Here is a 20,500-nt window from a genome sequence, read left to right on the forward strand (position 1 = left end):
ATGAAAAGCTGAGGGAGGACTGGCCTCGCGGGGACGTATTATCTGTTTCCTGAAAAACGTTTCGATTATATTTTCGCGTAAAAAGAACCCTAATAGTTGAAGCGGAAATATTGCATCTTTCATATCGGTGTCATCAAAATAAAATAGTCATGCCTTGGGTTTCGAGTAGATAAGCGGTTTCGCGATTCAATAAATGAAATAACATAACATCGCAGCCGGCTGATTATTTTAACCGCCTGATAAACCCAATGAAAAATTCCTTTTTTTTTATTCCGACGGGTGATATTTTTTTCTGCACCTGGCTGAAGGGGCATCGGCATGAAAAATCTCATCGCTGAGTTACTGATTACTCTGGCAGAAAAAGAAGAAGCGTCTAAAGAGCAGGTGGCGCAGATTGAAGCGCTGGAGATCGTCATCACCGCCATGTTGCGCATGATGCCGCCTGAACAGCATCAGTCCATTGTTAATAACATTGAATCGGCCATGGTTCATGCCGGTGTGGATAACCATGAGCAAAATGGTGCCTTGCTAAAACATTATGTCAGTCGCTTACTTAAGCGCCCCTCTGCCTGAATCCCCTTTTTCTACCTGTAAAAGTGCGATCCCTGCCTTATTCCTGGGCAAAAGTGATCAACGTTGCCTGTCGCGTGCCAGACTGAATAGTGTCTTCATCACAATGGAGTAAAGACAATGAAAGGCAGTTTTATGATGATGGTGTTAGCGGGAATGCTGATGAGCAGCAATGTCAGTGCAGCCGATAAAACGCCGCAGCAGCAAAAAATGGCCATGTGTAATCAACATGCCAGTTCGCAAGCGCTAAAAGGCGATGTGCGTAAGCAATTTATGAGCGATTGCCTGAAAAAAGACAGCAAAGTGGCTGACATGTCGCCACAACAGATAAAAATGAAAACCTGTAACCTGCAGGCCGGTGATAAAAAGCTGGCTGGCGATGCGCGTAAAACCTTCATGAGTCAGTGCCTCAAGAAAAGCTAATACGATGTCGGCCATTTCGGTGGCCGCTTCATTCTGTTCCCCGCCCTACATGCCGGTCACACTTTTAATGGCTGATTAAACAGGCCGTTAGCCAAAAAAATCGACATCAGGACCTAAGCCTCTGCGATCCTTTGCCACACTTACTGTTTATAAGGGATTGCGTAGCCTGTGATTATGCGCTGCGCTTTCAACAGTGACGGTCGGAAAAGGAGCCATGTCGTGAACTATCAATTTGTTGTTGCTCTCAAGAATTTACCGCAACGTCAGCCAGTCAAAAAGAAGCTCGGTGAAACGGAGCTGTTACTGATCCGCGAGGGTGACAGCGTCCAGGCTTTTCAGGCCAAATGCCCTCACGCAGGTGCGCCGCTTGAGCAGGGTGCCATCTGTGGCGACAGGCTTATCTGCCCCTGGCATAAAGCGGCATTTGAACTGAGCAGCGGTAAAATGTGTGAGCCGTTGGCGTTGGCTGACCTGAAACAGTATCCCCTGCGAATCGAAAATGACAATGTTCTGGTTAACCCCAAAGCGATGTCACCGGCTTCTCCCATGGGCAGCGGTGCCACAGAACCGGTCTTTGTGGTGCTGGGCGGAGGCGCGGCCGGGAGCGCGGCGCTGTGGCGATTACGTCACGATGGTTTCAAAGGTCGCCTGGTGCTGGTGGAGCGTGAGCCGGAAGCCCCTTACGACCGTACGGCGCTGACGAAATTTGTGCCGTCTGGAAAAATGGATATTGACGATGTACCGTCGCTGCTTGGCAGTGACGTACTGGATCACGTCGAGCGTATTCAGAAGCGGGTTGAGCGGGTCGATAATCAACAGCATCGCCTGGTGTTTGCCGACGGCAATACATTGCAGTTCGACAAATTATTAATCGCCACGGGCGCAGAACCTGTGAAACCTGAACTGGCTGGCGCTGATTTAGCCGGCGTGCATATTCTGCGTAACAAGCAGCACACGGCAGCTTTGCTACAAGCGGTCGATCAAAGCCAGCAGATTGTCATTGTCGGCAACAGCTTTATTGGCATGGAACTGGCCTCATCACTGCGCAACCGTGATGTCGATGTGACCGTTATCGCCCGCAATCCATTACCCTTTGCAAAACAGTTTGGTGAGGCGGTCGGTCGTTATTTTTATGAATTGCATCAGGCGAATGGCGTGAAGTTTGTGGAAGGTGAAGCCGCGTCGCTTCAGGGTGAAAACCACGTCACCAGCGTTCGGCTGAAATCCGGTCAGCAGATTGCCGCCGACGTGGTGCTGTTCGCCACCGGCGTTAAACCGGCCACGTCGTTTATTCACGATCTGCCGTTAGTGGAGGATGGTAGCCTGCAAACCGACGAGCAACTGCGCGTAGCAGAAAACGTCTGGCTGGCGGGTGATATCGCGACCTATCCCTCCGCGCAGGGGCCGCTTCGCATCGAGCATTTCCGCGTAGCAGAGCAGCAGGGCCAGACCGCGGCGATGAACATGATGGGGAATGTTCATCACTATGACCGCGTTCCGTTTTTCTGGACCGCGCATTACGGTACCCGCTATGAATATTTAGGCCATGCTACCGACTGGGACGACTACCAGCAGGTGGGATCGCTGGAAGATAAGGTCTTTATGGCCTTTTATGGCAAAGAGGGGAAGCTGGCGGCGGTTTTCTCGTGCGGAATGTACACGCTGACGGCGGCGCTTGTTGAAAAGATGCAGCAACCGATGACAATAAAACAGGCACTTGAGCTGTATCAGGCCCAGCGTTCTGCAGAATAGCAGGCCAGCGAGACGGTCTGGCAAACGGCATGTTTGCCAGACGCGCCAGATTTAACTGCGGCTCAGCTTGTCCGACTTCGCCATGCACTGTTGCATGGCTTCTATCACGGCGGAACGAAAGCCTTTTTCTTCCAGCACTTTTACCGCTTCAATCGTGGTGCCACCGGGCGAACAGACCATATCTTTTAACTCGGCGGGATGTTTGCCCGTTTCCAGTACCATCTGCGCGGACCCTTTCACGGCCTGGGCGGCAAAGCGGTAAGCCTGCGCGCGTGGCATACCGCCCGCGACGGCAGCATCGGCCATGGCTTCGATAAACATAAACACGTAAGCCGGGGCGGAACCACTGACGCCCACCACCGAATGAATCAGGTATTCATCGACCACCGCCGCCTGACCAAAGCTCTCAAATATGGCGACCACTTCATCGGTTTCGTTCTGTTCAACCAGAACGTTGGGCGTGACTGAGGTCATGCCTTCGCCCACCAGAGAAGGTGTGTTCGGCATCGCCCGAATGATTTTACGATCGTGGCCCAGCACGGAGGCCAGATTATCCAGCGTGACGCCGGCGGCAATAGAAACGACCAATGCGTCTTTCTTCAGGCTGTTAGCCAGTTCTTTCAGGACTTTGAGGATGACATTCGGTTTAACCGCGCCAAACAGAATATCCACATGCTGGGCCAGTGCCTCTGCACTTTCCGCGGCATTAATACCGTACTGCTCGGCCATTTGCTGATTGGTGTCTGGTTTGCGATCGTAAATCCAGATAGCCGACGGTGTAATTTGTCCGCTGTTTATCAGCCCGCCAATGATGGCCTTTGCCATGTTGCCACCGCCAATAAATCCGATTGTCTTGTCCAGCATCACCGTCTCCTTAACTGTCACTGTTTCGCCTTTATCAACGATGTAGCTTACTGCAGACAGGATTAATAACAAGTTAGCGGTCACAGACAGGCACCGGCACCCGGCGGCGGGCGGGCAGGAAAGCCGAACGCTATCGCCGCGATCCTGCCCCGCACGCGGGGGTGCTATCAAGCGGCTACAGCATGGGGTTCCGCGAGTCAGGCCCGGCAAATGCAGCGTGTTTTGGTGGGCAGGGCAAGCGCTGGCAGCCTGGCTTACGCGCCAAAGCAGAGATAATCTCAACCCTGAGGGCGCGGGGAATTTTACTTAACCCCCTTTTGGAAACCAGGTTACCATCGTCGCTATTTTCCAGCAGAAGGAACAACCATGTTTATCTGGGTCGATGCGGACGCCTGCCCCAACGTCATTAAAGACGTGCTGTATCGGGCGGCGGACAGAACGCAAACCATGGTGACGTTTGTCGCGAATCAGTTTTTACGTGTGCCGCCGTCGCCCTGGCTGCGTACGCTACAGGTGCCGGCCGGGTTTGATGTCGCAGACAATGAAATTGTGAAACGTGTGCAGGTCGGAGATTTAGTGATTACGGCGGATATTCCGTTGGCCGCAGAGGTGATTGAAAAAGGCGCGGCGGCGCTCAATCCACGCGGTGAGCGTTACTCTCCCGCGACCATACGCGAGCGGCTGACAATGCGTGATTTTATGGACACCATGCGTGCCAGCGGCGTACAGACAGGCGGTCCCGCCGCCATGAGCCCGCGGGACCGCCAGCAGTTTGCCAATGAACTCGACAGCTGGCTCAGACAACGGCAACGCTGAATCAGACGAAACTGTCGTCATCGTCGTAATCATTGCCGCCAAAATCATTCAGGTCGCCGTTATCGGCATAGGTATCACTCCAGCCGTTACTTTGATCAAGGAATGACTGATTATCGGCGCCGGTGCCCTGATCGAGAAACGACTGATCGTTGCCGCCGTTAAAGGTATTGAGGCTGTCGTCTACCTGGGGCAGCGGCGGCTGCTCATTAATGATGTTGACGATTTCCTGCGGCTGCGACTGATGGAACATGCTGGTCAGCATGTCGGCCATGACCACGCCACCTGCCACGCCCACTGCGGTTTGCAGGGCACCACCCAGGAAACCACTGCCGCGTGGCGCAGGTGCGCTGGCATAAGGCTGCTGCGGTTGAGGTGGCTGCTGCGGCGCGCTGTTCCACTGAGGCTGCTGCTGAGCCGGTTGGGGCTGCTGGCTGCCTCCGCCAAACAGGCTGGATAAAAATCCACCGCTGCTCTTGGGCTGCTGCTGCTGTTGCGCCTGTTGCTGAGCAAGACGATTTTCCAGCTCCTGAACCCGCTCATTCAGTTTTTTAAGTGCCGCTTCCTGAATCAAAATGGCCTGAGCCATATAGTAGGGCGCACCTGGTTGCTCCTGCAGGTGTTGTTTGATCAGTTGTTCGGCTGCAGCATCGCGTGCCGCAGTCTGGCTTTCAGCTTGTTTCAAACGGCTAAACAGATTTTCAATCAGTTGTTGTTCTTCGCGTTGCATGATGACTCTCCGGTTGCGACTGTTAACAGTATATGGGGGCGATGAGCCGCAATGTAAATTCGTGGCGGTAAGCAAATGTTGCTGACGTAAACTTTTTTGCCTGATGCACAAAATGTGCATGGGTAACTGCCTGTATTTCATTGTGTTGTCGGAGAGCAGGGCGCAATCATGCGTAAAATACGCTCAATGAGTAGAGCGCGAAATAAATTCCCGCTATGATGCGTCCTATTATTGAGCCTAACCAGCAGCTGTGATGGGCTGCGCGGCGGAGGAACTGCCCTGATGTCTTTGTCCATTTTTTTGATCGGTGCGCGCGGATGCGGAAAAACCACCATTGGTGAAGCCCTGTCTCAGGCCTTGGGTTACGCGTTTCGTGATACCGATCATCACCTGCAATTCACGACCCAACGTACCGTGGCGGAAATTGTGGCGGCGGAAGGATGGGAAAGTTTTCGTGCACGTGAAACCGACTCGCTTAAAGCCGTGACTGCGCCCTCAACCATTATCGCCACGGGCGGCGGAATGGTACTGGCAGAAGGTAACCGGCGGTATATGCGTGAGCACGGTCAGGTGATCTGGTTAAGTGCACCGCCTGATATTCTGGCCCGGCGTCTGGAAAGCCAGCCGGAAGCCGCTCAGCGACCGACCTTAACCGGGCGTCCCATCGCTGAAGAAATGAGTGAAGTGCTGCGCGCCCGTGCCCATCTGTATCAGGCTGCCGCCCATCATGAGGTGAATGCCATGCAAGCGCCAGAACGCGTTGTTGAGCAGATACTGCAGTCGTTATCCCTGGCGCGTGCCAGCTAACCCTCAGATTTATCCCCCTTTGGCCGCCATTTCCGCCGTTTTGACTATACTTAACCCATGACAGGCGGTCGCCTGTCGTGTGGAATGTCATTCAGCCAAGAGGGACACATTATGCCGACAAGACCTCCTTACCCCCGAGAAGCGCGCGTTGTGACTGTCGAAAAAGGCCCCGAAGGCAAAAAAGTCATGTCCTGGCAACTGCGGGCCGATCATCCTAAGCCTGACTCGTTAATCAGTGAGCACGACTCTGAGCAGGAAGCGCATGACGCAAAAGCGCGTTATGAAGACGTCGAAAAAGAGTAAGCCGTTGCTCTGGCAAGGATGCCATCGGTCCTGCTTTTTTTCTTCTGCCAGCCTTCGCCGCGTGAGGATCACAATCACTCACTATTTCACGTGACAGATCAGCAAGTTCCCTTCTACACTGCCAGACACCTTAATGTGCTGTGAGGAAGTATTATGCTCAATGTTAGTGAGTATTTTGACGGAAAAGTTAAATCCATCGGTTTTGACAGTGCGAGCACCGGTCGTGCCAGCATTGGTGTCATGGCTGAAGGCGAATACACGTTTGGAACGGCCCAGCCGGAAGAGATGACCGTGGTCAGCGGCTCGATGAAAGTGTTGCTGCCGGGTGAAACACAGTGGGCATGGTTTGAGGCGGGGTCGGTGTTTAACGTACCGGGTCACAGCGAGTTTCATCTGCAGATAGGCGAGCCAAGCGCTTATCTTTGCCGCTATCTGAAAGACTAATAAAACGGCCGCATGTTTCCTGCGGCCGATTGTTTTAACGCTGGGCTTCGCCACCTAAGGCTTCAACCAGATTGCTGGTCAGGGCGGCCAGTTCGCTGGTCATCAGGATAAAGTCTGCATCAAAACGCTGCGCAAAATCTTCCCGGTCAATATCATCGTTCTGGTCGCGCAAGGTATCGCTGAACTTCAGGCGTTTCACCGAACCGTCGTCGGATAACACGAACTGAATACGCTCCTGCCAGTCGAGCGCCAGTTTGGTCACCAGCTTGCCGGCTTCAATGTGGTTGGCAATTTCATCGCACACCAGATCCTGTTTCTTGCAGCGAATCACACCACCATCTTCCAGAATGGCCTTAAGCTCGGCTTCATCCATCAGGGCAAAACCGGCAGGCACATCACCAGAACGCACCCATTCGGTCAGGGTAAGTTCAATCGGGCTTTCCAGCGTCAAGGGCACAACCGGTAACGATCCCAGGCTTTTACGCAGCAGGGCCAGCGTATCTTCCGCTTTTTTCGCACTGGCGCAGTCCACCATGATCAGGTTGTTGACGGTGTCGATCCACAGATACGTCTGACTAAAACGACTGAATGCGCGCGGTAACAGGCTGTGCAGCACTTCATCTTTTAGCGAATCTTTTTCCGTCTTTTTCAGCTTGCGGCTCTGTTCTGCTTCGAGCTTGTCGATTTTGGCTTCCAGCGCCTGCTTCACTACCGGGGAAGGCAGGATTTTTTCTTCTTTGCGCGCGCAAATGACAATTTGACCGTTGTTCACATGGGTCAGTGCATCGCTGCGATTGCCCATCGGGGACACCCAACCGGTCTTGCTCATGTCCTGACTGCCGCAGGGAGAGAAGGTGAACGCATCCAGCTGTTTTTCCATTTCGTCTGCGGACAAAGGAATGTCACGATTCAGACGATAAACCATCATATTTTTAAACCACAACATCGGGATTCCTTACCGTGGCGCGATCGGGCGCACAAATCTCACTAAGTGTGCGCATGATAGCGAAACATCGGAGCGGTTTCATTGCCTTTCAGGCAATCGCCTTTTAGTGTAGAAAACACCTTAACGAATAATGAGGAATAAACTGTGCGTATAGGCATTGATTTGGGCGGCACCAAAACGGAAGTCATTGCGCTGTCCAGCGAGGGGAACGCGCTGTTTCGTCATCGAATTTCCACGCCTCGCAACGACTACCCGGCGACCGTACAGGCTATCGTTGATTTGGTGCGTCTGGCCGAAGAAAAGACCGGGCAAACCGGGACGGTAGGCTTGGGTATTCCGGGGACGATCTCGCCTTACACGCAGCGGGTGAAAAATGCCAACTCCACCTGGCTTAACGGGCAGCCGCTGGACAAAGATTTGGCGCAGGCGCTGAATCGTGACATCCGCATCGCCAATGACGCGAATTGCCTGGCCGTGTCCGAAGCGGTCGATGGTGCCGGCGCAGGGCAGGCGCTGGTGTTTGGCGTCATCATCGGGACAGGATCGGGCGCGGGCGTGGCGATAAACGGCGCGTCGCGCATTGGCGGCAACGGCAATGCAGGCGAGTGGGGCCATAATCCTCTGCCGTGGATGGATGAAGATGAACTGCGTTACCGCGCTGAAGTGCCTTGCTATTGCGGACAGCAGGGTTGCATTGAAACCTTTGTTTCCGGTACCGGTTTTGCCATCGACTATCAGCGTTTAAGCGGTGTAGCGCGCAAAGGCGCAGAGATTATTACCCTGCTGGAACAGCAGGACCCTGTGGCAGCACTGGCGATGAGCCGCTATGAAATACGGCTGGCAAAATCCCTGGCTCAGGTTGTTAACCTGATTGATCCGGACGTGATCGTGCTGGGAGGTGGCATGAGCAACGTGGACCGTCTTTACCAGACGGTGCCAACGCTGATGAAAAAATGGGTTTTCGGCGGTGAGTGTGAAACCCCGGTACTGAAAGCGATGCACGGGGATTCAAGTGGTGTGCGCGGGGCTGCCTGGCTGTGGCCGGAGTAAACACATCAGGCAAGCGGTGAACTTATGCAATTGACAGAGGAATGCCCAGGGGCACTCTCTGCTGGCTTAGCGAGCCGGGGCGAACGCAAACACGATTTGCTGCGGTGCGCCCTGCGGGGGTAAAGGCATATCGCGTGCGCTACTGACGCTCTGCCAGGCTTTCAGACACAGCGACTCGTTTCCTTCCGTGCGCATCACGTTATAGCGTCCGTCCGGTCGACGCTGTGCCGTCACCAGGCAGCGCTGGCCCGCATATTTTGGCGCATCGTGAAAATTGCGCATGACCAACGCATTGATCTGATGAATATAACGGTTCACGTCCTGGCACTGTGCCTGAGACAGATCGGTCGTGCAGCGCGCTTCTTTCGCCTCAGGATGATGACTGCATCCTGCTAACAGCAGCATCGTCGCCGCAATAAATCCTGTACATCTCAACATGCATTACCTCTTACAGACCGGGCAATTCCAGCTTGCTGTAACCCAGTCCATTCATTTTACGTACTTTAATTTGCACGGGAATACGCTCTTTCATCGCCTCAACATGGCTGATGACGCCAATGGTTTTTCCACTGGCGTTGAGTGCATCCAGTGCATCCAGCGCGGTATCCAGCGTTTCCGCATCCAGCGTACCGAAGCCCTCATCAAGAAATAACGATTCGATACGCGTTTTATGACTAACCAGATCGGATAGCGCGAGTGCCAGCGCCAGGCTCACCAGAAAGCTTTCTCCACCCGACAGCGTACGCGTATCCCGCGCGCTGTCCGCCTGCCAGGTATCCACCACGTCCAGCTCCAGCGCATCGATAGCACGGCGCTGTAAAAGATAGCGCCCATGCAGGCGATCCAGCTGACGATTAGCCAGGGCTACCAGGTGATCAAGCGTTAATCCCTGCGCAAAGCGTCGGAATTTATCGCCGGTTGCCGAGCCGATCAACTCGTTAAGCAAGGCCCACTGCGCCAGCTCGGTTTCATCCTGAGCAATCTGCGCCAGTAAGGTTTGCTGTTGCGTCCGCAGGCTGGCATCGCTTTGTAACTGCTGCTGCAACTGCCCCTGCTGACTGGCGTTATCCCTGAGCGACAGCCGTAAGTTTTCCAGCTGTGCAGCCAGCGCATCGGCTGAGTCGGGCATATTATCGGGTTTCGCCTGCTGGTGGGCAGCCAGCCGCTGTTGCAACTCTGCCAGACGTGACTGTTGATGGAGCAGATGCTGATCAATCTGCTGCAGTCGCTGGCGCAGTTGGTGCGCTTCCTGCTCGTCCAGCAGTGCGGCCCGCAGGCTCACCTCGTCCGGGAAGTCGGCCGCCGCCAGTGCGGCACTAAAGCGCTGCTCAGCCTCGGTTAACCGTGTGCTCAACGTATGCAGTTGGCTTTCCAGTAGCGTCAGTTGGCCGGTAAGACGGCTGACCTCTGCCTGAGACTGCTGCAGCCGCTCACGTTGCTGCGTCAACAGCATCTCGTGACCATCGACACATTCCTGCATTTGCTGACGGGCCTGGGTAACCTCGCGATCGCCAAACAGCGCCGTGCGCTGCTGACATTTTTCCTGGTACTGCTGATTCAGTGAGGCGAGCTGCTGCTGTAGCTGAGTCAGGCGTTGCTGCTCAAGCAGCAACTGTTGTTGCAGGGCTTCTGCCTGGCTTTCCGCACGTGCCAACTGAGGCTGTAAGTTAGCAAGCAACCGCTCACTTTCCTGCCAGCGCCGCCAGCGCTGTTGCTGCTCCGCCAGCCAGCTTTCGCGCTGGGCACTGTCAGGCAACGCCAGGTGATAGTCTTTGAACTGCTGATTCAGCGTTTCCTGAAGCTGCTGAGCGCTCGCCTGGGTCTGCTGTTGGTGCTGCTGTAAGCGTAGCAATGCCTGTTGCTCATTCTCCAGCTGCTGTTGGGTCAACTGGATCGTTTGCTGATGCTTCTGTAACGCTTGCTGCTGCTGCAGATGCCGCTCTTTTGCCTCCTGATAAGCCCGTTCTGCGCTTTCCAGCGTCTCGACCTGTGCGGTTAATGCCTGTTCCTGATGGCGCTGAGCCTGCTGCCAGTGAGCGAGTTCTTCAGCATCGTTCAGCGTGAAGGTAAGCGCAAGCTCACTGCTCAAGGCCTGCCAGCGCTGGGCTAACCCATCAAGTTGCTGCGTCAGACTGGCGATTTCGTCCTGCAGAGACTGCTGCTGCACCTTCAGGTGTTTTATCTGCTCTTTTTTTGCCGTGCCGGTTTCACTCAGTGCCTCTACCTGCTTCTGCAGGTCAGCTTTTCGCTGTTGGTTGGCACTGACTTCCAGAGCACGGTAGGTTTCAACCGCAGGATGTTCGCAGGAGCCGCACAGAGGGCAGGGTTGTCCGGCCTCCAGCCGCGCCCGATGCTCCTCCAGGTCGGCAATGTGGCTTTCGAGCTGGCAAATTTTCTCCACGTCGGTGAGCTGCTGTTTCTCCCGTTTCCATGTTTCCCGCAGCGTTAGTAATTCTGCCTCAGCCTGCAGGCTGGCTTTTTCAAGATCCTGGCGTCGTTTTTCATACTGACCGCGCTGTTGATGCAGCGGCTGCCACTGGGTAGCCAGTAACGTCAGCGTCTGACGTGCGTCACGCTGCTGATTTAACTGCTTTAACGCCTGACGTATTGCTTCGGGAGGATGGGCTTTCTGTAGCGAAGTTAGCGCTTGCTCAGCTTCAGATAATGCGTGCTGAGCCTGCTGCCCGGCCTGATTCAGGGGCGCCAGTTGCTGCCCGAGCTGTTCGATCTGCTGTTGGCACCGATGAATTTGCTGTTGCTGTTGCTGCACCTGTTGCGCTGACGCCGCCTGTTCGGTTTCATACCGTGCCAGTTGAGCAAAGCGGTCCTGCCACAGTGGCAGGTTTTCGCCCCACAACGCCAGCTCTGCAAGCTGCTGCCGAAGAGTCTGCTGCTGGGTCATCGCCTGTTGCAGATCGCTCACCTGGCGTCGCTCGGCTTGCATCGCCTGTTCGCGCTGCGCGCAGCCTGCCTGCTGCTGACCCGTTTCATGCTGCAACTGCTGGATTTGCTGTGCTAAGGCGGAAAGCGCCTGATCGAGCGGGATAACCTGTTCGGTCAACAGGGTTTCCTGCTGCCGCTGTTGCTGACGCGCCTGCTCGCGGGCCGTTTCCATTTCCTGATAGCGCTGCTGCAACTGCTGCTGCTCATGGGCCGTGGCCTGCATCTGCTGATTGACCTGCTGCTGACGCTGTTGCACCTCATGACGTTCAGCCTGCAGGCTGTCGCGCTGCTGCAGCGCACCGCGCAGTTTTTCTGCCGGTTCACTTCGGGCCAGGCGCTGGCGATCGGCTTCTGCCGCCTGACTTGCCGTTTCTGCTGCCTGACGGGCGGCATTCACCTGCTCACTGTCCGCGCTTAGCTGTTGTGCCAGCTGCAGCCAGTGCTGCTGGCGCTGAGCGGTGTCAAGCTGGCGGCTGAGTTGCTGCTCGGCTTCCGTCAGTGCAGCTTGCTGCTGTTGCAGCCCGGTTCGGGTCGCCTCATCAAGCAGTGCCATCCCGCCCGCCCGGCTGCGCAGCAACTCCAGCGCATTTTTCGCTTCTTTATGGCGCTCGAACGCGGCCATAGAAACCAGACCGTAAATCTCCGTGCCGGTCAGCTCTTCCAGCAACTCCGCGCGCTCGTTGGCTTTGGCATTGAGAAACGCGGCGAACTGGCCCTGTGACAGCATCATTGAGCGGGTAAAGCGCGCAAAATCCAGACCACTGAGCGTTTCGGTGAGCTTGAGTTTGTCGCCCACTTTATCTGCAACAATCTGGTTATCCGCACAGCGTGCCAGCTCGACGCGCGGTGCCTGCAGTTTGCCGTCTGCCGTACCCCGGGCGCGGTTCTGGCTCCAGAATGCCCGCCAGGCTTCACCTTTAATTTCAAATTCGACTTCAGCCAGGCATTCTGCGCAGTCACGCGTCATCAGCGGATTGTGCCCCTGAGAGAGCACGCCCAGGCGCGGCGTCTGGTGATACAGCGCCAGACAGATCGCATCCAGCAGGGTGGTTTTACCCGCGCCCGTCGCCCCGGTAATGGCAAACAGACCATTGCTGGCGAAAGGCTCGGTGCGAAAGTCGATAAACCATTCCCCTTTCAGCGCATTAAGGTTTTTGAATCGCAGCGTGAGGATCTTCATGGGTTCTCCTCCAGCTCGGCCAGCGTCTGCCTGAACAGCGTTGTCACCTGGGCAATCTGCTCATCGTCAAGCGCATCGTTTAGTGCCAGGCGTCGGGCAAAAACCTCTTCAACATTCAGTTCGCTCAGGGTTTCATTGTCCGTTTGCGTCAGGCTGTGCTGACGCTGTTCACGACTGCGCCGTAACAGCAGCACTTCCACCGGTAAATCTGCGGTCAGGGCTTCCACCTGGCGCTGCAGGTCACTTAAGTACTCCTGAGTCGTGACTTCAATATCCAGCCAGACCGGTTTTTCGCCGCTCGGATGGGAAAAGTCGGCTAGCTGCTGGCTGATTTGCGCCAGTGAACCTTTGAGCATTTTCATCGGCTGGAACAGCGGAATGGGCAAGGCATCGATCTCCAGGCCTGCGGAGCCGAACGTCAGCAGATACACACTCTTTTCGCTGCCCAGCTCGTCAAAGCTCAGTGGAATAGGGGAACCGCTGTAGCGAATATGGTCGCTGTTAGCCACACGCTGAGCACGATGAATATGCCCAAGGGCGATGTAATCCGCTGGCGGAAATGCCGAGGCAGGGAAGGCGTCCAGCGTACCGATGTAGATATCACGTACCGAATCACTTTTGCTGACGCCAAGGGCCGTAAGGTGGCCGGTCGCCACGATCGGCAGGTCCATATTCAGCGCCTGCGCCGCCGCGAAACTGCGCTGATAATGCGCGGCAATCGCTTCCAGTAGACTGATCTGTTTGTCCCGCCCCGACTGACCGGCCCGGCTGCGCATGATGTCGCGCGGACGCAGGTAAGGAATCGCGCACAGTAACGCGCCGGGCTCGCCCTGGCGGGTGGTCAGCACCATGACATCGTCATCGTTCTGTGGTGTGGCAACCACCCGGGTATTCAGACAGGCCAGCAGTTCACGCGACTCGTTTAACGTCGCCACCGAGTCATGATTACCTGCCAGCACCACCAGCTGACAGCCGCTGGGCTGTAATGCCACCACGAAGCGGTTAAACATTTCACGCGCATAACTGGGCGGCGTACCGGTATCGAATAAGTCGCCCGCCACAATCAGGGCATCAACCTGGTGCTGCTCAATCTGGATTAACAGCCAGTCAAGAAAGGCCTGGTGTTCAGCGCCACGGCTCTTGTTATAAAAGAACTGCCCCAGGTGCCAGTCCGCGGTGTGGATAATGCGCATAACACTCCCTGCCATAACAATTTGCCCGGCAATTATACTGGCTCTATCACTAAAGCCACAAAACATGTCGTCATGTTGTCATAAATGGTTGTTGCAAGCCGACTTTTATGGCTAACTTTTTCATAAAAGTGTCACAAAACTGACGCATAATGACGCCGCAAATATCAGTGAAAGCCGTCCTACCTGCAGGAGTAATAATGGCTAAGCGCATTTTAGTTGTGGAAGATGAAGCTCCAATCCGTGAGATGTTATGTTTTGTTCTGGAACAAAACGATTATCAGCCGATTGAGGCCGAAGATTATGACAGTGCTGTCAGCAAGCTGATTGAACCCTGGCCTGATCTGATCCTGCTGGACTGGATGTTACCCGGCGGTAGCGGCATACAATTTATTAAACATCTTAAGCGTGAAGCCATGACGCGCGATATTCCGGTTATGATGCTGACCGCGCGCGGCGAGGAAGAAGATCGGGTTCGTGGGCTGGAAGTCGGGGCTGATGATTACATCACTAAACCCTTTTCGCCTAAAGAGCTGATGGCACGCATCAAAGCGGTTATGCGTCGTATTTCGCCGATGGCGGTTGAAGACGTGATTGAAATGCAGGGCCTGAGCCTGGACCCGTCATCGCACCGCGTGATGTCAGAAACCACACCGCTGGAAATGGGGCCGACAGAGTACAAGCTGCTGCATTTCTTTATGACCCATCCTGAGCGTGTTTACAGCCGTGAGCAGCTACTCAATCACGTCTGGGGCACCAACGTCTATGTTGAAGATCGCACCGTTGACGTTCATATTCGTCGTTTACGTAAGGCGCTGGAACTGACCGGCCACGATCGCATGGTACAAACCGTACGCGGAACAGGCTATCGTTTCTCTGCCCGCTTTTAAACGGAGCTTTAACCGTGCTGGAACGCCTCTCCTGGAAGAGATTATTGTCCGAACTGGTGCTGGCGTGTCTGCCTGCGCTGGTGCTTGGCCTGCTGTTTGGCTATTTGCCGTGGCTCTTGTTACTTAGCGTCGTCGGCATGTTATTGTGGCATTTTTACAACCTGATGCGCCTTTCTCACTGGCTATGGCTCGATCGCACGATGACGCCGCCTTCAGGCCAGGCTAGCTGGGAGCCACTGTTTTACGGGTTGTATCAAATGCAACTGCGCAACCGGCGGCGGCGGCGCGAGTTAGGTAATCTGATTAAGCGCTTTCGTAGCGGCGCGGAGTCGCTGCCTGACGCCGTAATCCTGACCACGGAAGAGGGCACTATTTTCTGGTGCAACGGCCTGGCACAGCAACACCTGGGGCTGCGCTGGCCAGAGGATAACGGGCAAAATATCCTTAACCTGCTGCGTTATCCTGAGTTTTCACGCTACCTTCGCCAGCGGGATTTCGACAAGCCACTGACGCTGGTGCTGAATAACCAGCACCATATGGAATTCCGTGTCATGCCTTACAGCGAAGGCCAGTGGTTAATGGTGGCGCGCGATGTTACCCAGATGCATCAGCTTGAGGGAGCACGACGTAACTTCTTCGCCAACGTCAGCCACGAACTGCGCACGCCTTTAACGGTGCTTCAGGGCTATCTGGAAATGATGAACGACTCTGTGATGAATCAGCGCTCACGGGACAAAGCGTTGCACACGATGTCGGAGCAAACCCGACGGATGGATAGCCTGGTCAAACAGCTCCTGACGCTGTCGCGTATTGAGGCTGCCCCGGTCATCAACATGAAAGAAAAGGTTGATGTGCCCGTCATGCTAAAACTGCTGCAGCATGAGGCTGAAACCCTGAGCGGCGGACGTCACGCTATCCATTTTCATACCGATCCCCATCTGAAAGTGTTTGGCAATGATGAGCAATTACGCAGTGCCATTTCCAACCTCGTTTACAACGCGGTTAACCATACGCCAGAGGGCACGCGCATCGATATCAGCTGGCTACGCAGCAAGCAGGGCGCGGTATTCAAGGTGTGCGATAACGGCCCCGGCATTGCTTCTGAGCATATTCCACGTCTGACAGAACGTTTTTACCGCGTGGACAAAGCGCGTTCACGCGCCACCGGCGGCAGCGGGCTTGGGCTGGCCATCGTGAAGCATGCGCTGAGCCATCATAATGCGCGGCTGGAGATCACCAGCATCCCGCATCAGGAAACCTGTTTTACGTTTACCCTGGCACCACGGTTGATTGTTACTAACGGGATGCAGGAGAATGCCGTCCATTAACTGCTGACGGACCGGAACAATGCGCGCGCTTTTTTTGCTGTTCTTCTCTCTGTTGCCTGCCGTGGTGCAGGCGCAGCCTGTTATGCTTTCAGGCAATCTGAGCAGCGCAGGCTCGGACACGCTCGGCTACCTGATGACCTTATGGGGCGATGACTTTAGCCGTCAGTCGCCTGGCGTAAACGTCCAGGTCCAGGCATCGGGCTCGTCAACCGCGCCCACCGCGCTCACCGCCGGTAGCGTGCAGATTGGGGCCATGAGCCGGCCTATGCAGGCGGATGAGCGCCAGGCATTTGAGGCGCGATATGGTTATCCTCCGCTGGCAGTACCGGTTGCGATGGACGCGCTGGTGGTGGTGGTGAATCAGCGCAATCCGCTGCAGTCTGTCGGTCCCCGCCAGCTTGATGCTCTGTTCTCTGTCACCCGTCTCTGTGGCGCACAGCAGGTACCTGAACACTGGGGCGATCTGGGCCTGCATCAGGCAGAGTGGCAGCAGCGCGCTATCCAGCGTTATGGCCGCAACTCGGCCTCCGGAACATGGGGATTCTTCAAACAGCAGGCACTGTGCCAGGGCGATTTTCGCAACGACGTGGCGGAATTTCCCGGATCGGCGGCGGTGGTTCAGGCCGTCGCCGGCGATCTGCGCAGCATTGGCTATGCCAGTTTTGGTTTTCACCTGAGCGGAGTAAAACTGCTGCCGGTGATGACAAAAAACGGTGAGGCGGTTGCACCCGATCCGGATTCTATCCGCAGTGGTCGCTATCCCTGGGCGCGCCCGCTCTATCTGTATGTGAACAAAGCCCCCGGTAAGCCCTTGCCGCCGCTGTTAGCCGCTTTTTTACAACAGGTGCTGTCTAAAGCGGGCCAGCAGCGCGTGAGTGAAGCGGGTTATCTGCCGCTGTCTGAGACGCAAATGGCCGGGGCGCGTAAGGCTCTCCAGTAGGCTTCCCTGACTGTGCAGAACCCAAGGATCACCAGGCATCCTTGATAAAGAACGTTCTCCGCTTTAGCCGCGCGCTCTGTGTGCGGGCTACATCCTGGCTATGCTGTTCAACGTCCACAGCGTCCACAGCGTCCACAGCGTCCACAGCGTCCACAGCGTCCACAGCGTCCACAGCGTCCACAGCGTCCACAGCGTACACAGCGTCCATAGCGTCAGTTGCGCTGGGTAAGAATGCTGATGCGTAAAAGGACGACCGCGAGATCCGCTCTTCGCGCTGCAACATGAATCTTTTTCATCCCCAGTGAATTTTTTTCGTTTGCGCAGAAGCAGGTCACATGACAATCTGCATTCAGACGTTTAGCCATCTGGAGGGCTAAAATTACATTGTGTAACTATTCCCGCCCGAAATTATCTACTGATCTGGCGGGTGATCAGGAGTCATTATGCAAAGACAAACCGCCCCGTTTCGCGCCGATACCGTTGGCAGCTTCCTTCGTCCCGTCGCCATTAAGCAGGCTCGTGAAAAATTTCATGCGGGCGAGATCAGCGCTGACGAACTGCGTGATGTTGAAAATGAAGCGATTCGTGACGTGGTGGCGAAGCAGCGTGAAAATGGCCTTCAGGTTGTTACCGACGGTGAATTTCGTCGTGGCTGGTGGCACTTTGACTTTTTCTACGGCCTGAAAGGTGTTGAACATTATGAAGCGGATCAGGGCATTCAGTTCAACGGCGTTCAGACCAAAGCGCACGGCGTAAAAATTACCGGCAAGCTGGGTTTTGATGGGCATCCAATGCTGGCGCATTTCCGCTTCCTGCAGAGCGTAGCGGGGGATGCGGTGGCAAAAATGACCATCCCCAGCCCAAGCGTGCTGCATTTTCGCGGCGGACGTAAAGTGATCGACGCAAAGGTTTACCCCGATCTGGATGTGTACTTTGACGATCTGGCGCAGACCTACAAAGAGGCGATTAAAGCCTTTTACGATGCAGGCTGTCGCTATTTACAACTGGACGATACCGTCTGGGCTTATCTCTGTTCAGAGGATCAAAAGCGTGAGATTCGTGAGCGCGGCGACGATCCCGAGCAGTTGGCCCGCACCTATGCGCGTGTACTGAACAAGGCGTTAGAAGGCAAACCGGCCGACCTGACCGTCGGTCTGCATGTGTGCCGTGGCAATTTCCGCTCGACCTGGATTTCTGAAGGGGGCTACGAGCCGGTGGCTGAAATCCTGTTCGGCTCTGTGAATGTGGATGCGTTTTTCCTTGAATATGACAATCACCGTTCTGGCGGCTTCGAACCGCTGCGTTTCATCAAGCCTGGCCACCAGAAGGCGGTGCTGGGTTTAATTACCACCAAGGTCGGTGAACTGGAAGACGCCGCGCAGGTAAAAGCGCGTTTACAGGAAGCGACGCAGTACATCAGCCTCGACCAGATTTGCCTCAGCCCGCAGTGTGGATTTGCCTCAACGGAAGAGGGCAACAGCCTGACCGAAGAGCAACAGTGGCAGAAGATTCGTCTGGTAGTGGATGTCGCCAGCCAGGTGTGGTAAGCGCTGAATCTGTGCAACGTGGCGCAATACATGCGCCACTTGTGCACAAAAACCCGCATGTATGCTGATATTTCCCATCGCCTGTTTATTTTTAAAGCACATCATCTGACGCACTTTCTGCGAATATTGATGTGATCCTCTGATATTGGTTTAAATTGCGAAATAAGCCTCTGGTTTTCCGATCCTGTATTGCCTTTCTCCGCTATAAACGTTTTACTTACCGCCGTTGTCGATTTATCCCTCTGTGAACAGAAAAAAAGCAGCTCAAATCACCTGCGCTAAACCAGACGCTACGCATAATGCGCTGTTATTGTCTGGCAAGTCGTCGTATTAACGCAGCGAGGGGACAACGCAAACTTATCTTTCATCGCAACATCAGTGACAGGCCGTATGACACATCGTTTAACCGTTAAAGACATTCTCGCGCTGGGCTTCATGACGTTTGCCCTGTTTGTTGGCGCGGGTAACATCATCTTTCCTCCCATGGTCGGTATTCAGTCAGGCGAACATGTCTGGGTGGCCGCTGTGGGCTTTCTGCTTACTGCCGTGGGCTTACCTGTTATCACCGTTATCGCCCTGGCGCGCGTCGGCGGCGGTATTGATGCGCTGAGCACGCCCATTGGCAAAGTTGCTGGCGTGGTGCTGGCAACGGTCTGCTACCTTGCGGTCGGGCCGCTTTTTGCCACGCCGCGCACCGCCACGGTCTCATTTGAGGTGGGCATTGCACCGATCGCTGGCGATGGCCCGCTGCCGCTGTTTATCTACAGCCTGATTTACTTTGCGCTGGTGATGGTGATTTCCCTCTATCCGGGTAAATTGCTGGATACGGTCGGCCATTTTCTCGCCCCGCTGAAAATTGCAGCACTGACGCTGCTGGGCGTCGCGGCTTTGCTGTGGCCGGCGGGCGGAACGATTCCCGCGACGGCGGACTATCAGCGCGCCGCATTTTCCAGTGGTTTTGTGAACGGCTATCTCACCATGGATACGCTGGGCGCGATGGTCTTCGGCATTGTCATCGTCAACGCGGCACGTTCGCGCGGCATTGATAACGCGGCGCTGTTAACCCGCTACACGGTTTTAGCTGGGGTGATCGCTGGCGTCGGTTTGACGCTGGTCTATCTCAGCCTGTTTAAACTGGGCGCGGGCAGCGGTGCGTTAGTGGATCAGAATGCCAACGGTGCGGCGATTCTGCATGCTTACGTCCAGCAGACCTTCGGTGACATGGGCAGCTTCTTCCTGGCCGCACTGATTTTCATTGCCTGTATGGTGACGGCTGTGGGCCTGACCTGTGCCTGCGCAGAGTTTTTTGCGCAATATCTGCCCTGGTCTTACAAAACGCTGGTCTTTGTACTGGGCCTGTTCTCGATGGTGGTGTCTAATCTGGGGCTGAGCCATCTGATTCAGATTTCCATTCCGGTGCTGACGGCCATTTATCCGCCGTGTATCGTGCTGGTCGTACTGAGTTTTACGCTGAACTGGTGGAACAAAAGCAGCCGTATCATCGCACCGACTATGCTGGTCAGCCTGCTATTTGGTATCCTTGACGCCATCAAAACCACCGGGTTTAAAGAGGCGTTACCCGCATTTAGCCAGCATCTGCCGCTAGCCGACCAGGGCCTTGCCTGGTTGCCGCCATCGCTGGTGATGTTGCTGGCTGTGGCGCTGGTCGATCGGTTGAAAGGGCCAGAACAGGTGTCGGTTCACTCGTAAAGGCTAAGATTGATTCTTCTTTAACCACGGGCTTGCCCGTGGTTTTTTCATTTCACAGGTACAGGTTGTT

At 55.1% G+C, this 20,500-nt stretch carries 20 protein-coding genes; 13 read left to right on the plus strand and 7 right to left on the minus strand.

The window, feature by feature from the left end; translation table 11 throughout:
• Nucleotides 1-318 precede the first annotated feature (318 nt).
• From iraP to FBY13_RS05815, 3 genes are all read left to right on the plus strand, one after another.
• Nucleotides 319-573 (plus strand): anti-adapter protein IraP, encoded by a 255-nt coding sequence (iraP, locus tag FBY13_RS05805; protein ID WP_063878599.1) that lies wholly within the window; start codon nucleotides 319-321, stop codon nucleotides 571-573.
• 117 nt (nucleotides 574-690) lie between these two features.
• Nucleotides 691-993, plus strand: a complete 303-nt coding sequence (locus FBY13_RS05810; protein ID WP_063878600.1) for a PsiF family protein — start codon at nucleotides 691-693, stop codon at nucleotides 991-993.
• Between the two features lie 219 nt (nucleotides 994-1,212).
• On the plus strand, nucleotides 1,213-2,745 hold the full coding sequence (locus FBY13_RS05815) for an FAD-dependent oxidoreductase (RefSeq protein ID WP_145393719.1): 1,533 nt from the start codon (nucleotides 1,213-1,215) through the stop codon (nucleotides 2,743-2,745).
• A 51-nt stretch (nucleotides 2,746-2,796) separates the two neighbouring features.
• On the opposite strand, the gene proC is transcribed toward FBY13_RS05815, so the two are convergent.
• Complete coding sequence (gene proC / locus FBY13_RS05820; RefSeq protein ID WP_063878602.1) at nucleotides 2,797-3,609, minus strand: pyrroline-5-carboxylate reductase; 813 nt, start codon at nucleotides 3,607-3,609, stop codon at nucleotides 2,797-2,799.
• Nucleotides 3,610-3,975: 366 nt separating this feature from the next.
• Between proC and FBY13_RS05825 the strand changes: the two genes are divergently transcribed.
• Nucleotides 3,976-4,425: a YaiI/YqxD family protein gene (locus FBY13_RS05825; RefSeq protein ID WP_096012022.1), complete on the plus strand. Its 450-nt coding sequence runs from the start codon at nucleotides 3,976-3,978 to the stop codon at nucleotides 4,423-4,425.
• Between the two features lies 1 nt (nucleotide 4,426).
• Here the strand turns inward: FBY13_RS05825 and FBY13_RS05830 are convergent, their stop codons facing one another.
• Entirely contained in the window at nucleotides 4,427-5,152 is a 726-nt protein-coding gene (locus tag FBY13_RS05830) for a DUF2076 domain-containing protein (protein ID WP_063878604.1), read from the minus strand.
• 282 nt (nucleotides 5,153-5,434) lie between these two features.
• On the opposite strand from FBY13_RS05830, the gene aroL reads away from it, so the two are divergent.
• The 3 genes from aroL (at nucleotide 5,435) to ppnP (ending at nucleotide 6,706) form a co-directional block, all read left to right on the plus strand.
• Nucleotides 5,435-5,959 (plus strand): shikimate kinase AroL, encoded by a 525-nt coding sequence (aroL, locus tag FBY13_RS05835; protein ID WP_063878605.1) that lies wholly within the window; start codon nucleotides 5,435-5,437, stop codon nucleotides 5,957-5,959.
• 111 nt (nucleotides 5,960-6,070) lie between these two features.
• Complete coding sequence (locus FBY13_RS05840; RefSeq protein ID WP_063878606.1) at nucleotides 6,071-6,262, plus strand: YaiA family protein; 192 nt, start codon at nucleotides 6,071-6,073, stop codon at nucleotides 6,260-6,262.
• Between the two features lie 153 nt (nucleotides 6,263-6,415).
• Nucleotides 6,416-6,706, plus strand: coding sequence for a pyrimidine/purine nucleoside phosphorylase (ppnP, locus tag FBY13_RS05845; RefSeq protein ID WP_063878607.1), 291 nt, complete (start codon nucleotides 6,416-6,418; stop codon nucleotides 6,704-6,706).
• Between the two features lie 34 nt (nucleotides 6,707-6,740).
• Here the strand turns inward: ppnP and rdgC are convergent, their stop codons facing one another.
• Entirely contained in the window at nucleotides 6,741-7,652 is a 912-nt protein-coding gene (gene rdgC, locus FBY13_RS05850; RefSeq protein ID WP_109717083.1) for a recombination-associated protein RdgC, read from the minus strand.
• 144 nt (nucleotides 7,653-7,796) lie between these two features.
• Here rdgC and mak point away from each other — a divergent pair, with 144 nt between their 5' ends.
• Complete coding sequence (gene mak, locus FBY13_RS05855) at nucleotides 7,797-8,702, plus strand: fructokinase (RefSeq protein ID WP_145393720.1); 906 nt, start codon at nucleotides 7,797-7,799, stop codon at nucleotides 8,700-8,702.
• A 66-nt stretch (nucleotides 8,703-8,768) separates the two neighbouring features.
• Here mak and FBY13_RS05860 read toward each other — a convergent pair whose 3' ends face one another.
• Genes FBY13_RS05860 through sbcD form a run of 3 tightly spaced genes read right to left on the minus strand, consistent with a single transcriptional unit; the run spans nucleotide 8,769 to nucleotide 14,018 of the window.
• Nucleotides 8,769-9,140, minus strand: coding sequence for a cell envelope integrity TolA C-terminal domain-containing protein (locus FBY13_RS05860; protein ID WP_145393721.1), 372 nt, complete (start codon nucleotides 9,138-9,140; stop codon nucleotides 8,769-8,771).
• A gap of 10 nt (nucleotides 9,141-9,150) precedes the next feature.
• A complete protein-coding gene (locus FBY13_RS05865; protein ID WP_145393722.1) occupies nucleotides 9,151-12,825 on the minus strand; it encodes an AAA family ATPase in 3,675 nt (1,224 codons plus the stop codon).
• Nucleotides 12,822-14,018 (minus strand): exonuclease subunit SbcD, encoded by a 1,197-nt coding sequence (gene sbcD, locus FBY13_RS05870; RefSeq protein WP_145393723.1) that lies wholly within the window; start codon nucleotides 14,016-14,018, stop codon nucleotides 12,822-12,824. The genes FBY13_RS05865 and sbcD overlap by 4 nt, the downstream gene beginning before the upstream one ends.
• A gap of 197 nt (nucleotides 14,019-14,215) precedes the next feature.
• On the opposite strand from sbcD, the gene phoB reads away from it, so the two are divergent.
• The 3 genes from phoB to FBY13_RS05885 are packed head-to-tail and all read left to right on the plus strand — an operon-like array spanning nucleotide 14,216 to nucleotide 17,173.
• Nucleotides 14,216-14,905, plus strand: coding sequence for a phosphate response regulator transcription factor PhoB (gene phoB / locus FBY13_RS05875; protein WP_014606457.1), 690 nt, complete (start codon nucleotides 14,216-14,218; stop codon nucleotides 14,903-14,905).
• Between the two features lie 14 nt (nucleotides 14,906-14,919).
• Nucleotides 14,920-16,233: a phosphate regulon sensor histidine kinase PhoR gene (gene phoR, locus FBY13_RS05880; RefSeq protein WP_063878613.1), complete on the plus strand. Its 1,314-nt coding sequence runs from the start codon at nucleotides 14,920-14,922 to the stop codon at nucleotides 16,231-16,233.
• Between the two features lie 19 nt (nucleotides 16,234-16,252).
• A complete protein-coding gene (locus FBY13_RS05885) occupies nucleotides 16,253-17,173 on the plus strand; it encodes a PstS family phosphate ABC transporter substrate-binding protein (protein ID WP_145393724.1) in 921 nt (306 codons plus the stop codon).
• A gap of 87 nt (nucleotides 17,174-17,260) precedes the next feature.
• On the opposite strand, the gene FBY13_RS23380 is transcribed toward FBY13_RS05885, so the two are convergent.
• A complete protein-coding gene (locus tag FBY13_RS23380; RefSeq protein ID WP_186440789.1) occupies nucleotides 17,261-17,515 on the minus strand; it encodes a hypothetical protein in 255 nt (84 codons plus the stop codon).
• A gap of 101 nt (nucleotides 17,516-17,616) precedes the next feature.
• On the opposite strand from FBY13_RS23380, the gene FBY13_RS05895 reads away from it, so the two are divergent.
• Both FBY13_RS05895 and brnQ read left to right on the plus strand, forming a co-directional pair.
• Nucleotides 17,617-18,720: a cobalamin-independent methionine synthase II family protein gene (locus tag FBY13_RS05895; RefSeq protein WP_145393726.1), complete on the plus strand. Its 1,104-nt coding sequence runs from the start codon at nucleotides 17,617-17,619 to the stop codon at nucleotides 18,718-18,720.
• Nucleotides 18,721-19,110: 390 nt separating this feature from the next.
• Nucleotides 19,111-20,430 (plus strand): branched-chain amino acid transport system II carrier protein, encoded by a 1,320-nt coding sequence (gene brnQ / locus FBY13_RS05900; protein ID WP_145393727.1) that lies wholly within the window; start codon nucleotides 19,111-19,113, stop codon nucleotides 20,428-20,430.
• Nucleotides 20,431-20,500: the final 70 nt, after the last annotated feature.

The organism is Pantoea sp. SJZ147 (genome assembly GCF_007828605.1).
Taxonomy (GTDB): Bacteria; Pseudomonadota; Gammaproteobacteria; order Enterobacterales; family Enterobacteriaceae; genus Pantoea; species Pantoea allii.

Bases quoted from the DNA above. Each gene is read 5' to 3' on its own strand.
- iraP (WP_063878599.1), top strand. From the start codon at position 319: ATGAAAAATCTCATCGCTGAGTTACTGATTACTCTGGCAGAAAAAGAA.
- FBY13_RS05810 (WP_063878600.1), top strand. From the start codon at position 691: ATGAAAGGCAGTTTTATGATGATGGTGTTAGCGGGAATGCTGATGAGC.
- proC (WP_063878602.1), bottom strand. From the start codon at position 3,609: ATGCTGGACAAGACAATCGGATTTATTGGCGGTGGCAACATGGCAAAG.
- FBY13_RS05825 (WP_096012022.1), top strand. From the start codon at position 3,976: ATGTTTATCTGGGTCGATGCGGACGCCTGCCCCAACGTCATTAAAGAC.
- FBY13_RS05830 (WP_063878604.1), bottom strand. From the start codon at position 5,152: ATGCAACGCGAAGAACAACAACTGATTGAAAATCTGTTTAGCCGTTTG.
- aroL (WP_063878605.1), top strand. From the start codon at position 5,435: ATGTCTTTGTCCATTTTTTTGATCGGTGCGCGCGGATGCGGAAAAACC.
- FBY13_RS05840 (WP_063878606.1), top strand. From the start codon at position 6,071: ATGCCGACAAGACCTCCTTACCCCCGAGAAGCGCGCGTTGTGACTGTC.
- ppnP (WP_063878607.1), top strand. From the start codon at position 6,416: ATGCTCAATGTTAGTGAGTATTTTGACGGAAAAGTTAAATCCATCGGT.
- rdgC (WP_109717083.1), bottom strand. From the start codon at position 7,652: ATGTTGTGGTTTAAAAATATGATGGTTTATCGTCTGAATCGTGACATT.
- FBY13_RS05860 (WP_145393721.1), bottom strand. From the start codon at position 9,140: ATGTTGAGATGTACAGGATTTATTGCGGCGACGATGCTGCTGTTAGCA.
- FBY13_RS05865 (WP_145393722.1), bottom strand. From the start codon at position 12,825: ATGAAGATCCTCACGCTGCGATTCAAAAACCTTAATGCGCTGAAAGGG.
- sbcD (WP_145393723.1), bottom strand. From the start codon at position 14,018: ATGCGCATTATCCACACCGCGGACTGGCACCTGGGGCAGTTCTTTTAT.
- phoB (WP_014606457.1), top strand. From the start codon at position 14,216: ATGGCTAAGCGCATTTTAGTTGTGGAAGATGAAGCTCCAATCCGTGAG.
- FBY13_RS05885 (WP_145393724.1), top strand. From the start codon at position 16,253: ATGCGCGCGCTTTTTTTGCTGTTCTTCTCTCTGTTGCCTGCCGTGGTG.
- FBY13_RS05895 (WP_145393726.1), top strand. From the start codon at position 17,617: ATGCAAAGACAAACCGCCCCGTTTCGCGCCGATACCGTTGGCAGCTTC.
- brnQ (WP_145393727.1), top strand. From the start codon at position 19,111: ATGACACATCGTTTAACCGTTAAAGACATTCTCGCGCTGGGCTTCATG.